At 68.7% G+C, this 12520-nt stretch carries 9 protein-coding genes and 7 pseudogenes; 8 read left to right on the forward strand and 8 right to left on the reverse strand.

Going from position 1 to position 12520, the window contains the following annotated elements:
* Positions 1 to 56 precede the first annotated feature (56 nt).
* Both C1J00_RS26580 and C1J00_RS26585 read right to left on the reverse strand, forming a co-directional pair.
* Complete coding sequence (locus C1J00_RS26580) at positions 57 to 587, reverse strand: RNA polymerase sigma factor (protein ID WP_102911568.1); 531 nt, start codon at positions 585 to 587, stop codon at positions 57 to 59.
* A gap of 423 nt (positions 588 to 1010) precedes the next feature.
* Positions 1011 to 1133: pseudogene (locus C1J00_RS26585) on the reverse strand (transposase); the annotation flags it as partial.
* A gap of 173 nt (positions 1134 to 1306) precedes the next feature.
* On the opposite strand from C1J00_RS26585, the gene C1J00_RS48115 reads away from it, so the two are divergent.
* Positions 1307 to 1537 (forward strand): Tn3 family transposase, encoded by a 231-nt coding sequence (locus C1J00_RS48115; protein ID WP_102911569.1) that lies wholly within the window; start codon positions 1307 to 1309, stop codon positions 1535 to 1537.
* A 49-nt stretch (positions 1538 to 1586) separates the two neighbouring features.
* Here C1J00_RS48115 and C1J00_RS26600 read toward each other — a convergent pair whose 3' ends face one another.
* Together C1J00_RS26600 and C1J00_RS26605 are read right to left on the reverse strand one after the other, a co-directional pair.
* Positions 1587 to 2585, reverse strand: coding sequence for a winged helix DNA-binding domain-containing protein (locus tag C1J00_RS26600; RefSeq protein ID WP_245936512.1), 999 nt, complete (start codon positions 2583 to 2585; stop codon positions 1587 to 1589).
* Between the two features lie 104 nt (positions 2586 to 2689).
* Positions 2690 to 3424 (reverse strand): alpha/beta fold hydrolase, encoded by a 735-nt coding sequence (locus C1J00_RS26605; RefSeq protein ID WP_102911564.1) that lies wholly within the window; start codon positions 3422 to 3424, stop codon positions 2690 to 2692.
* A gap of 79 nt (positions 3425 to 3503) precedes the next feature.
* On the opposite strand from C1J00_RS26605, the gene C1J00_RS26610 reads away from it, so the two are divergent.
* The 6 genes and pseudogenes from C1J00_RS26610 to C1J00_RS26640 all read left to right on the forward strand — a co-directional run bounded on the left by C1J00_RS26610 (position 3504) and on the right by C1J00_RS26640 (position 7704).
* Positions 3504 to 4478 carry a helix-turn-helix transcriptional regulator gene (locus C1J00_RS26610; protein WP_102911571.1) on the forward strand — a complete coding sequence of 325 codons (975 nt, stop codon included), beginning with the start codon at positions 3504 to 3506 and terminating at the stop codon, positions 4476 to 4478.
* 1165 nt (positions 4479 to 5643) lie between these two features.
* Positions 5644 to 5883 (forward strand): annotated as a pseudogene (locus C1J00_RS48580) (LOG family protein); the annotation flags it as partial.
* Positions 5884 to 5952: 69 nt separating this feature from the next.
* Entirely contained in the window at positions 5953 to 6066 is a 114-nt protein-coding gene (locus C1J00_RS47045) for a DUF6207 family protein (RefSeq protein WP_245936513.1), read from the forward strand.
* Between the two features lie 126 nt (positions 6067 to 6192).
* A pseudogene (locus C1J00_RS26630) lies at positions 6193 to 6639 on the forward strand (transposase); the annotation flags it as partial.
* 409 nt (positions 6640 to 7048) lie between these two features.
* Positions 7049 to 7198, forward strand: a pseudogene (locus C1J00_RS26635) (IS5/IS1182 family transposase); the annotation flags it as partial.
* Between the two features lie 254 nt (positions 7199 to 7452).
* The gene (locus C1J00_RS26640) at positions 7453 to 7704 is read left to right on the forward strand and encodes a hypothetical protein (RefSeq protein ID WP_245936515.1); all 252 of its coding nucleotides are present in this window, start codon (positions 7453 to 7455) and stop codon (positions 7702 to 7704) included.
* A 1-nt stretch (position 7705) separates the two neighbouring features.
* Here C1J00_RS26640 and C1J00_RS47050 read toward each other — a convergent pair whose 3' ends face one another.
* The 3 genes and pseudogenes from C1J00_RS47050 to C1J00_RS26655 all read right to left on the reverse strand — a co-directional run bounded on the left by C1J00_RS47050 (position 7706) and on the right by C1J00_RS26655 (position 10488).
* Positions 7706 to 7990, reverse strand: a complete 285-nt coding sequence (locus C1J00_RS47050) for a hypothetical protein (protein WP_245936514.1) — start codon at positions 7988 to 7990, stop codon at positions 7706 to 7708.
* Positions 7991 to 8245: 255 nt separating this feature from the next.
* Positions 8246 to 9095, reverse strand: a pseudogene (locus C1J00_RS47960) (IS5 family transposase).
* Positions 9096 to 9678: 583 nt separating this feature from the next.
* Positions 9679 to 10488 (reverse strand): hypothetical protein, encoded by an 810-nt coding sequence (locus tag C1J00_RS26655; RefSeq protein ID WP_102911567.1) that lies wholly within the window; start codon positions 10486 to 10488, stop codon positions 9679 to 9681.
* Between the two features lie 334 nt (positions 10489 to 10822).
* On the opposite strand from C1J00_RS26655, the pseudogene C1J00_RS26660 reads away from it, so the two are divergent.
* Positions 10823 to 12140, forward strand: a pseudogene (locus tag C1J00_RS26660) (IS1380 family transposase).
* A gap of 276 nt (positions 12141 to 12416) precedes the next feature.
* On the opposite strand, the pseudogene C1J00_RS26665 reads toward C1J00_RS26660, so the two are convergent.
* Positions 12417 to 12520 (reverse strand): annotated as a pseudogene (locus C1J00_RS26665) (IS5/IS1182 family transposase); the annotation flags it as partial.

Here is a 12520-nt window from a genome sequence, read left to right on the forward strand (position 1 = left end):
GTCGGGGTCGAGGTGGGCGGGGCGGGCGGCGGCCAGGCGCTGCAAGACGTCGTTCTTCACCGAGCTTCCTTTCCTACGGTGATCCGGGCTCGGGCGGACACGCGCCGCGCGGTTGCGGCCTCCTGCATGAGCGGGGAGGCCGACGCGGCCTGCTTGAGGCGCACACGCGCCCGGTGCAGGCGGACCCGCAGCGTGATGGGCGAGCAGCCGACCACGCGGGCCGCCTCCGCCGGGGTCAGTCCCTGCCACGCGGAGAGGATGAGCAGTTCGCGATCGTCCTCTGGCAGCGTGGCCAGCGCCTTGAGCAGCGCGCTGCGCTCGGACACGTCCTCGGCGATGTCCGCCTCGGCCTGGCCCGTCCAGGCGCCCAGCTCGGCGGCGAGCATCGCGCGCCTGGCCTCCGCGCGGATGCTGTCCCGCAGGATGTTGCGGGCGACCCCGAGCAGCCATGGCAGCGGCTGCTCCGGTATGTCGTCCAGCCTGCGCCAGGCCACGGTGAACGTCTCGCTCACCACCTCGTCGGCGACCTGCCGTCCCGCGCGGCTGACCACGTAGGCCCACACGCGTTGCCGGCAGCCGTCGTACATAGCGGTGAAACGATCCGCGTCGTCGTCGGGCACTGCCGCACCTCCTGTCCCTCCTGGTGTGTTCTGTCATCGAGTAGTGGTCCCGGTCAGGCGACCGTTACAGCAGTACGCCGGGAAAACCGCCCAAGGAGCGAGGCATACGTCACACAGAGCGCGCAACGAACCCCGAGCGAACACCCCAACGTGTCGGCCGACGCCTCGGCGTCCTCCTACTGCGAGACATCGAAGAAACATGGCTGCACGGGACCGCGATTCTGGCGCTGGACATACCCTGCCCTACGAAAAAGCGGTACGTGCCCCGCACTTCGGCGACCACCGGTGCCGACGCCCTGAACGCTTGACCGGAGCGTTGATCACTCACCAGCACTGGGCATAGGTTTCAGCACGTGCCGAACGTTCGAATCGGTGTGATGTACGACGGGTCTGAAGGCCCTCGGCCTGAGCCCGGCCCACCAGCTCGTCGATCAGCTGGTCGTCCACAGACTTCGCAGGCGCCGCCTCAGACGGCTCGACGGACTCGGCCTCGGTCACGTTGTTGCTTGTCATCGGTGCATCTTCCATGATCGGGAGTTACACCGAACGTTTTACAGTCCCTGTACGACCGCGACTGGGCTCCGCAGGGGTTGCCGGGGTTCGCGCGGGATGTCGAGGCGCTGGGAGTAGACGACCTGTGAGTGGTCGAGGACCTCGGATGGTAGGGGGGATCTCGGCACAACGCCCTGGACATCGCGGAGATCGTCCGCCAGCTGCTGGAGGAGGGATGGGAGATCGACCCGGAAGACCTGGCGCACATCTCGCCGTGCCTGACCGAACACATCAACCGGTTCGGCGAGTACAGCACCCACGAACTCGGCATCCAGCCGGAAGCGTACGACCCGAAGCTTGACGTCGACTTCACCCCGCTCCGTGAGCAGGGTCTGATCGCCGCCGGCCTCGGTCAGGCCGCTTGACCCAACGTTCTCGCCTATGCGGCCCTTTTTGGATCGGGATGCGGATCGGCTATGTGGTGGGCCGTAGGAAGCCGACGACGGCCTCCTTATCCATGTCGATACCCTGCTCGATCTGAGGCGGGACAGGTTCGAACGCATCCACCTGGATGGAGCGCGAGCCGGGGCCACGGGTCCAGGTGGCGATGGCCAGGCCGTCGGCGATGACGGTGGGGCGGATGAGGCCGCCTCCTGGCCAGACGCGGGTCTGGTGGAGAGCGGGGACGGACGCCTCGCGGGTGCGGTAGCCGAACAGGTAGTTGTCGTAGGCGGGCAGCATGCGAACGTCCGGGGTGTCAGACGAGCGTGGGAGTTCTTTCACCCGCCTGGCGAGCATGGTCAATGCGCCGTACTCGGTGATCACGCCGGATTCCGCCAGCATTTTCCAGGCCCTGCGGGCCCAGGTGATCGGCAGTCCGGACCAGGCGGCGAAGTCCTCCAAGGTGGCGGGGGCGTGCGCGGCCAGGTACCGGCGGGCCAGCTCGGCGAGAGCATCGTCGCCCTCCCACCGGAAGCGCCCGGTGGAGGGCAGCCAGTCGTCGAGCAGCACATACGTGGCCTCAGCGGCGCGCTGCGGACCATGGCAGAGGATGCCGGTGAGTGCTGCGTGGCGGATCAGGTAGAACGGCGCCTGCCCGTCCGGCGGAATACCGAGGGTCGTAAGGCGCTCGGTCAGCTCGGCCCGGGTGAGGGGGCCGTGCGCGGCAAGAGCACGGCGGATGAGATGGTCGGCTCGCTGGCGCAGATCATCGCCCAGGCCCAGCTGCTGGTAGCGGCGGCTGGTTGCGGCAAGGATGCGCGGGGACAGCAACTGCAACACCCAGCGGGCGTCGTTGCTGGGGATGGTGTGCAGGGTGCCGCGCAAGTACCAGTTGCGGACGATGCTCCGCTCTTTCTCGTATGCCGTGCGGATGGCCTGGGCGGTGATGTCCCGGCCGCGTACCCGGATGCCCAGGTCGGCGGCCGTGGCGTCCTGGGCCTGGATGGCGAAGACCCGTCGGACGACCGTCACGGCAGAGGCCTCGCGTGCTCCGCCGGCCAGGGCCTGAGCACAGGCCCGCAGACTGCGGATGCTCTCGTGGTCAGGCGTCGGGTTGTGCCTCTCGGCCGGCGCGGTCAGGAGACGGCCTTGTCGAGGACGCGGGCGAGTTCGGCGGGCGCGGACAGCATCGGCCAGTGCCCGGTGGGCAGGTCGAAGCGCCGCCACGGCGGCTGGTTCAGGTAGGCCAGCATCGGCACCCTGGCATCCAGCAGCCCCGTGAAGTCACGGCAGGCGATCAGGACACGGTCCCCACCGGGACCGGGCTCGGCCGGGCTGGCGAGACGCTGGGTGAAAGTGCCGAACGGCTGAGGGGTGGCACGCGTGCGCAGAGCGTTCCGCTGACCCTCATCGAGCCCGTCGAGGCTGCTGGACAAGCCCAGGACCTCAAAGGGCGGCATCGGTAGCCGCCACCCGTCGCCGGAAGCGTCGACCTGCTGGCGCAGCTGGTCCGCCGCCTGCGGTGGCATGAGCTCAAGCATGCACATGCCTGCGGCGAACGGGGCGCTGTCCACGTAGATCACGCGCTCCAGGCGGTCGCCGAGACGTCCGGCTGCCCCGGTTACCGGGGCAGCCGCGTAGCTGTGGGCGACCAGCGTGACGTCGCGCAGATCGTTCCGCTCGACGAATCCCGTGATGTCCGCGATGTGCGTGTCCAGGTCCGTCTGGGGTCCGCCCTGGTCTGCGTGCTCGGCCAGGCCGGTCAGTGTCAGCGGCAGCGCCGTGTGGCCGCGCTCCTGCAGAGCGCGGGCGGTGTCTTCCCAGGCCCATGCCCCGAGCCATGCGCCGGGAACGAGTACGAAGGTGGCCATGTGATCTCCCAGAAGTGAGGTGCTGCGGGGAGCGTAAAGTCGATACAGGACAGAATCCGCCCTGAAATGCCGAGTGATCATGTCGCATCCCCTCACCCGTGTGCTGACCCTGCTGGAACTCCTCCAGTCCAACGCCCGGCTCACCGGGACGGAGCTGGCCGACCGCCTGGACACCGACGTCCGCACCGTGCGCCGTTACACGGCCCACCTACGCGACTTGGGCATCCCTGTGGAGGCCGAACGCGGCCGCTACGGCGGCTATCGACTGGCCCGCGGCTATCGCATGCCACCTCTGGTCCTCACCAATGACGAGGCCCTCGCCGTCGTCCTTGGCCTGCTCGCGGCAGAACGTCTGGGCATGGGCACCGCCGCGCCGGCCAGTGCCGGTGCCTTGGCCAAGATCGAGCGGGTGCTCCCGCACGCCCTGCGAGAACCGCTCGCCGCCATGTGGGAGACCCTGTCCTTCACCGCCAACGCCGTAATCGGGCAGGCACCCGGAACCGGCGTCCTGCTGGCCCTGGCCCAGGCATCCCGCGCCCGCACGACCGTCGCCATCAGCCACCAGTCCTGGCGCCAGGAACACACCGAACGCGACATCGACCCCTACGGCGTGGTCTTCCACACCGGCCGCTGGTACGTCGTCGGCCACGACCACCTCCGCGACAGCTTGCGCACCTTCCGCATCGACCGCATCGCCTCCGTCACCCCCCGAGCCGACAGCTTCACCGCACCCGACGGCTTCGACCCCGTCGCCCACCTGACCTCGACCCTCGCTCAGGGGCCCTACCGCTGGCAGGTCGAGGTGACGATCCATGGCCCCCTCGATGAGATCGCTCGCCGGCTGCCTCGCTCAGCGGTGACCCTCACCGCCCAGCCCACCGGCGTTCTCATGCACGCACGGGCAGAACGGCTGGACGGCATGGCCCACATGCTCGCCTCCCTGGAGTGGCCCTTCACCATCAACCATCCCGACGAACTGCGGCAGGCGCTCAAGAATCTGGCCGCCCAGCTCACCGCAGCCGCCCAGCGGAAACCGGAAGAACTACCGCAGTAAATACCGGATTTACTGCGGCGGAGCCTCTATCGTGATCATCACGACCTGCGGCGGACCATTCCGGCCGCCGGGGCGAGGTGCACGCGTTTACTGCGGCAGTGCCGGAGGGGGTCGAGCATGGCGATCGAACCGGTGACCGAACTCGGGAGCGGGGGCGCGCTCAGGTTGCCGCGAGCCCGGGTCGTGCCCCTGTCCGCCCCGCCCGCGTCGTACACTGCGGCGGTCGAGCGCTACCTCACCGGCGCGGGCATCGCGAAGTCCTCCGCCCGGATCTACCGGATCTCGCTGACGACGTGGGGATGGATACTCACCGGAGAACCCGCGCCGACCGGGCCCGCCCGACGAGGCGCGAAACCGCCCGTCTTCCCCATCACCTCGATCGACGACCCGGCGCTGCCGGAAGTCTTGGCCGAGCTGGCCGCCGCGCGGGCGGACGAGATGGACGCCGACACCGTCAACCGTGAACTGTCCATCGCCCGCAAAGCGATCGGCTGGTGGCAGCGCCAAGGCTGGATCGAAGGCGATCCCACGATCGGCATCGAGCGGCGGCCGACACCGCCCGACCGCACCAAGGCTCTCGCGGAGAACCAGATCGCCGCCCTGTGGCGCCTCGACGTCGCACTGCGGGAGAAGACGCAGTGGAAGATGCTCTACGAGTCCGCCGCACGGGCCGACGAGGTGCTGTGCCTCAATGTGGAAGACCTGTACCCGCAGGACAAGCGCGGGAAGATCACCGCCAAGGGCGGAGCAACCGAGTGGATTCACTGGCAGTCCGGCACCGTCCAGCTCCTGCCCCGACTCATCGCCCGCCGCACCCGCGGCCCGCTGTTCCTCACCGACCGCAAAGCCCCGGCCGGAACGCCGACGCTGGACGTGTGCCCGGAGACCGGTCGGGGCCGGCTCTCCTACCGCCGAGCTGAAGAAATCTTCGAGGAGAACACCCGGCTGCTGGCCAACCCGCTCGCCTCACCCGAGGACATTGAGGACTTGGACGGCTGGACCCTGCACCGGCTCCGGTACAGCGCTCTGACACACGACGCCGAGGACGGCACCTCGACCCCCCGATGCTGCTGGCCCGCTCCCGCCACGCCTCCGTCCGCTCCCTGGAGAGATACGCCCGGCACGTCGCCGAGCGCGACCCCGCTGCACGTCGCCGCACGTACGAGCCGGCGGCAGGCTGGTGGGGATATCGGTCGAGCTGCTCGCCCACACCGTGTATCAGGGCGCCGACGAGATCGTGATAAGCCCGGACCTGGCCACCCGCAAAGCCGAGCTGTTGGCGCGCGCCGACGCGATCATGGTGCTGGTCGGCGGGCTGTGGACGCTCGACGAGGTCACCGAAATCCTGGAACTGAAGAAGCACGGCTTGCACCCGCGCCCGGCGATCCGGCCCGCTGGGGCTGGTGCGGCGACAGCACCTGATGGCCTGCCACTCGGTCGGGTGAAGACACGGCAGCGGCGGAACTCTCCCGGGGTGACCGGGCGTAGTGCGTACATGGATCCGATCCACGAGGCGCACGTGAGTGAGCCGGGCCTGCTCGTCGTCGACGTCGCGGTCGCCGACGCCGCCACCGCGCTCGCCTTCTAGTAGGACTCCGTTAGGTCTTTCTGTTCGGCCTGTTCCTGGGCATGTTGGATGGATGGACGCACATGAAGTGAAGCGTGTCCGGGCGAAGTTGGCGTTGTACGTGGCTGATGTGTTCGCCTCGGTGCCGCGCAAGGACCAGCGTTACGGTCCCGCTTCGCCGCCGTGCGTGTCCGCCCGGCCGGCAAGGCCGTCGAGCGTCCGGTCCGGGCCGCCGCCTCGGCCGGGCAGGGCTGGTGGGACGGGGTGCTGCCCGACTGCTGGCTGCTGGTCGAATGGCCCCAAGGCGCCGAAGCGCCCACCGATTTCTGGCTGTCCAGCCTGCCGGACGACACCCCGATCGCCGACCTGGTCCGTCTTGCCAAGGTCCGCTGGCGCATCGAGCACGACTACCGCGAACTCAAGCATGGCCTCGGCCTGGACCACTTCGAAGGCCGGTCCTGGCCCGGCTGGCACCACCACGCCACCCTCGTCACCGCCGCCCACGCGTTCCTTACCGAACAGCGGCTGGCCCCAAAAGCACCTGGACCGCCCTCACCCTCTACCAGATCCTCGACGCCCTCCAGGACATCCTGAGGTGCTGGACCGGCATCTGCACCACCTGCCAACAATCCCTGCCCAGCAGACCACCCACGACATCAAGATCGAGACAGACCTAACGGAGTCCTACTAGAACGCGCCCCCAAGAATCGGGCCCCGCGCCGACTCGATGCGGGTGGTCGGTGCGCACCGGCGGTGTCCGGCCTCCACTCCACTGAGTGGAGGCCACCGGCTGGGAGTGGACGACGTCGTGGGGGGGGGGTGGGTGACTTCGATGGGGCGATGGCCGCGCCTCCAACCGGTGCGCACCCGCCGCATTTCTCCTTGACCTCCGCTCAGGTCAAGGAGAAACGCGCCGCCTCCACCCGGCCCGCTCCACCGCACCGACCGCACCCGATACGCACCACCCACCGAGTGGGTGGTGCGCACCGATGGATGGTGGTGCGCCTACTCCTCGCACCGTAACCGCCGCTACCTGCGCCGACGGCAGATCACACACACCATCCCCGAACCGGGCAACCAGCGGGCCAACCGAAAGCGCCGCGGCAGTCGCGGCGGCCGGCCCACTGGTTTCGACAAGACGCGTCGCCGCGAACACCCGCTCCGACACCACCCGGTACCGCACCACATGCCGCGCCACCCGCCACCCGCTCGATGGCCAAGGCGGAAGGCCGATCGATCCGTGCCCGCTGCACACCAGGCAGCGGCACACCCAAGCCAACGATCCCGTGACCCAAACGAACGGCCGCCCGCCCGTCACCTCAAGTCCCCGCGAGGATGACTCCGCCGGGTGGAAGGCGCCCCTTAAGATGCCTGCTCGGGGCACACACTTTCGAAGAATTCGTGCTGATGCAGCGCGCCGCCGATAAGGCGTACACCGCCGTCGAGCAGCTCCAGGACCAGTACGGTCCGCCCACCCAGACCGAGTGGACCGACGAGCAGCGGGCCTCGTGGGAAGCCGCGTGGCAGGCCTGGCGCGACCGCGCCGACGACGTCCAGGTCGCGGTCACGGATCACGCGAAGGAGCAGGGAACGCCACGCCACCAGGTTGAGGTGGACGTGAAGAAGGCCGCGCGCCACCCGGACCTCGTGGCCGACTGACCTACGAGTCCTCCGGCCAGCTGGCCATCATCTGCTCGCCGTCGTCGACGCGTTCGGTCAGAACGATCCGGGCGTCGTTGATGCAGCCCCACGTGCCGATCCAGGACAGGTACTTGTGCTCGGCCGTGGACTGCTTGTCCCACCAGCCGTGCATCATCGGCCGCTGGTAGCGGCCACGTCCGGGTTGGGTGAGGAAGCCTTGGCGGGTGAGGCGTCCGAGGCGGCTGCGGGTGATGTTGACGGGATGCCTCGTCGGTGGGCATGCCGAGGAGTTCGTGCAGCTCACGGGCTCGGAACTCTTGGTCGGGATGCTGGTTGAAGGTGTTCACGATGGCCTGGTAGGCGGTGTTCGTCTCGGGTGGCGCGGGTGAAGCCGGTGCGAGGTCGGCGATGACCTTCTGGGTGGTGGCCAGGTCCGCGAGTCGCGCTTCGGTCTCGGCCAGGGAGGCGGTCAAGTGCTGAATCTGGTCGCGCAGTTCGTCGGCCCGAGCTGCGGTCTCGTCATGCTGGGCCTGGAGGTCGGCCAGGAGTTCGATGACGTTCACGCGGCCAGCCCGAGGTCGTCGCGCCAGGACGGAGCGGGTGTGGTGAGGCGGCGGGTCATGTTCGCGATCGAGGCCCAGTGGACGCGCGAGGCGGAGGTGTCGGGCCGGTGATCGTACTCGCGGGCCAGTCGGCGGTGCAGCATCAACGTGCCGTTGACCTGTTCCACGATCCACCTCTTCGGTTGCGGAACGAAGCCTTTGCCCTGGTCAGCCGGGTTGCGGCGGACGACTTCGACGTCAATGTCCAGCAGGGCACCGTGGATGAGGACCTCATCCTTGAAGCCCTGATCCACCAGAGCCTTCTCCAGACGCATCCCGCACCGCTCGGCGGCCTGGTCGAGCAGAGCGGTGCCGGCGGCGTTGTCGTGGGCGGATGCGGCCAGCACCACGACGCCGATGAACAGCCCCAGCACGTCGACGGCCAGTCCCCGCTTGCGGCCACCTTCTTGTTGGCGTCCAGCCCCGTCGTGGTCTTCGGGACACCTGCGGCCGCGCGCACGGACTGGGTGTCGATGGTCACGAGGGACGGGTCCTCTAATCGTCGTGCTCTCTCCCGGACCTGGCAGCGCAGGAGTTCGGAGATCCGCTGGTCAAGGCCGTCCTGACGCCACAGCGTGAAGTAGTAGAACACCGTCGACCAGGCGGGAAGGTCATGGGGCAGGTAGCGCCACTGGCAGCCCGTCCGGTTCTGGTAGAAGATCGCGTTCACGACCTCCCGCAGATCGCAGGCCCCGGGATCACCGGTCGCTGACCGCGCGACCCTCGCCTGCTTCCAAGCCGTGATCATCGGTTCGATCAACGCCCACTGCACGCCGACAAGTCGCTGGGGTACGGCTTTCTCTCCATGCCTCGCATCTCAACATGGGGCTCATTCCATAGCCCGCGCGGCCATCGGTACCACGATCGAGCGACCACGAACCAGGGGAGATCGGGCTTAACGTCCACTCAGGGCAATACAACTAGGGCGCTGGCTGCGGGGTCTCTGTTTATCTGGGGTCGTCCAGGGTGTGGGGCACGTGGGGTACGCGCTCCGACCTGCGGGGGAGGGGTGTTCGGGGAAGGCCAACACCGGTGTTCGGGCTGGTAGCTACGTTCGGCACGTGTCTCACTTCCTCGCGGAGCGGTTGGTCTCTCCGGCATCCGGTGCCAAGCAGTGGGTGGTAGTCGATGCCGATACCTACGTTCTGCATCCGCAGGCCACCGTCTACCTGGCCTCACTGCGGTCCCGGGGCTGTTCGGCGAACACCGAGCGTGCCTATGCGGGTCGGGTGGCGCTGTATCTGTCCTACTGTCAGGACCAGCGCATCGACTGGGGCTGCTCCGCGGTTTGTGGAGCTTGCGGGTCTGCAGCGGTGGCTGATCAGCGAGCCTCTCCTGGCGCGGGGCCGGCGGTCGTCGCTTGTGCCGCGGTTAGCCGACTTACGGGCGGTCAGGAGGCGGGGGCATCCATCGGCTCCTCCGGGGGCCGCTCGGTGGCCTGCCTCGCCAACTCGGCTCGGAGGTCGTCCGGGCCGAGCGCCAGCAGATCGCCGATCGCCCGGTTCCATCCGTCGGCTGCCTTCTCCACCGCGGAATGGAAACCCCGTCGCACCGGGCGCCAGGCCACCATCAGGGCGAAAGCGGCGACCGGCCGAAACAGCGACCGTCCGCGCACGGTGACTGCGACGTCTACCTGCCACCGGCCGCCATCCGTCATCCGCGGTCGCAGATACAGCCGCGCCTCGAACAGCCGGTGTCTCAGCCGTGCCGTCGCCGGGGCACGAACCGCCGACCGGCCCCGGGGCGCAAGGTCGACCGCCGCCCACCACGCGGTCAGGTCGAGCCGCGCCTTTCCTGACCCCCGGCGCAGCGCTCCCGATCCTTCTGGGCCCCGCACCCGTCCTTCGGCCTCCAGCAGCCGCGGTCGGTCGGGGGCGCTCAGTCGCAGAACCGTCCACACCGTCAAATCGTCCGAGACCAGCAGCTGTTCCACGGCGATCGCGTTGCTGCGCCGCCATTCACGTATGCGCACAGTCACCTGGTCCGTGGAGTCGGCTTCCGAGAGCTCGTACCGCGCGCCGGGCCGCAAGTGCCGCCCCTTGACCAGTCGCACGTCCGCGACCGGCTGCCCGTTATCCAGTACGACCTCCTGTCCGCGGCCCTGGGTGGATTCGGTGAAATCCAAGATCAGCTTGGTGAGTTCCTGGAGCCGGTCGGGTCCCAGGGCAAGGACGGTCACGGAGTGTCGGAGAACGGTCATGTGGCCATCCGTCCGGAGACCGGATAAACCGATCGTGCTGTTCGAGGCCGTCTGTGCAATGCGCTCACCTTTCCCCGCCCAAACTGTCAGGTCTGCACGCAGCCCCTTGACCTGGCATCCAGCACAGCGAGTGTACAAAAGGGCGTCGGGGGCAGAACCGGTGCCGGGGGCGGTCGGGCCCCGACCAGCACTCTGGCTTCGTTCACTTCTAGCCTCGCGCTTTGATGAAGCAGGCTGTCCGACAGGCGGTCAGGTAAGCGAGAAGTGCCTCTGACCAGCGAGAATGAGGATTGCTGAGGTCCTTGTTCCCGCTCCTGTCGGAGGCACTTTCCAGGTGAAGCAGCCTACCGGATCCTACCCCCATGTCCGTGTCCGGGATGACGGCCGAGCCGTGGTCTCCCAGGCCGGATCGGTCCTACTGGTCGAAACAGTCCGCAAGACCGGTCTGGATCAAGCGATATCGCAGGTGCTGGCGCCGTGGCGCAAACCGCGGGCCGTCCACGACCCGGGCAAGGTCCTGCTGGACGTCGCCCTGGCGGTCGCACTGGGCGGGGACTGCCTCGCGGACGTCGCGACGCTGCGGTGCGAGCCGGCCGTCTTCGGCCCGGTCGCCTCCGACCCGACCGTCTCCCGCCTCATCGACACCCTCGCCGCCTCCGGCGAGAAGGTCCTGCAGGCCATCCGGTCCGCACGGTCCGAAGTCCGGCAGCGGGTCTGGTCGTTGGCCGGGGGAGAATGCCCCGGACGCCGACGGGCAGGTCACGGTCGACCTCGACGGCGTCCTGGTGATCGCGCACTCCGACAAACAGGACGCGGCCGCGACCTGGAAGAAGACCTACGGCCATCACCCGCTGACGGCTTTCGCCGACCACGGCCCGCGGAACCGGAGAGCCGGTCGCCGCCCTGCTCAGACCGGGGAACGCGGGCTCGAACACGGCCGCCGACCACATCACCACCGCCCGCCTCGCCCTGGCCCAGCTGCCGAAGAAGTACCGGCGCGGGCGGCAGACCCTGATCCGCTGCGATTCCGCCGCGGCACCCACGACTTCGTGTCCTGGCTCGCGAAGCAAGGACGCTGGCTGTCCTACTCGGTCGGAATGGTGATCACCGAGACCACCCACAGCCACGTCCTCAAGATCCCTGCACCGGCCTGGACCCCGGCCATCGAAACGGACGGCGAGATCCGCGACGGCGCCTGGGTCGCCGAACTCACCGGCGATGTCCTCACCGGCTGGCCGAAAGGGATGCGGCTGATCATCCGCAAGGAACGACCCCATCCCGGTGCACAGTTGAGGATCACCGACGCGGACGGCATGCGGATCACCTGCTTCGCCACCAACACCCCCCACCGGCCGATCGCCGAGCTCGAGCTCCGCCACCGCCTGCGGGCCCGGGCCGAGGACCGTATCCGGGCCGCCCGCGCGACCGGACTGCGCAACCTGCCCCTGCACCACACCGCCCAGAACAAGGTCTGGGTGGAGATCGTCCAGATCGCCCTCGACCTGCTGGCCTGAATGCCCATGCTCGCCCTGACCGGCCAGGCCCGCCTCTTCGAGCCCCGCAGGCTGCGGTTGCGCCTGTTCTCCGCGGCCGGCCAGCTCGTCGCCACCGGCCGGCGCCGCATCCTCCGACTCGCCCGCCACTGGCCCTGAACCGGCGAGATCACCGCCGCACTCGAACGGCTTGCGCTCCTGCCCAACCCCGGCTGACCAGCGGGTCCGCCTGTCCCTACGACAAGAGGACCCAGCCCGGAGCAGTGGAACCCGGCGCCCACCCGAGGCGACACTCGGGCCCTCGGAATGCCCGCCATCAGCCACCGAAAGCGAAACGACCCACCGACTCCGTCGGCGGACCGTCGTGCAAGATCGAGGCTAAGGGCTGTCCCGTAAATGATCTGTGATGTGTCTGGTGGCCTGCTGGTTTCTGCGTCACCCGCCGAGGACGAGGTTGTGCAGGCGGGCGATCCCGAGCATGGCGTGGTGGACGCCGTCGCCCTTCAGCCGGCAGTCGCGGAGGATCTTCCAGCCCTTCA

The sequence above is a fragment of the Streptomyces cahuitamycinicus genome (assembly GCF_002891435.1).
GTDB lineage: Bacteria > Actinomycetota > Actinomycetes > Streptomycetales > Streptomycetaceae > Streptomyces > Streptomyces cahuitamycinicus.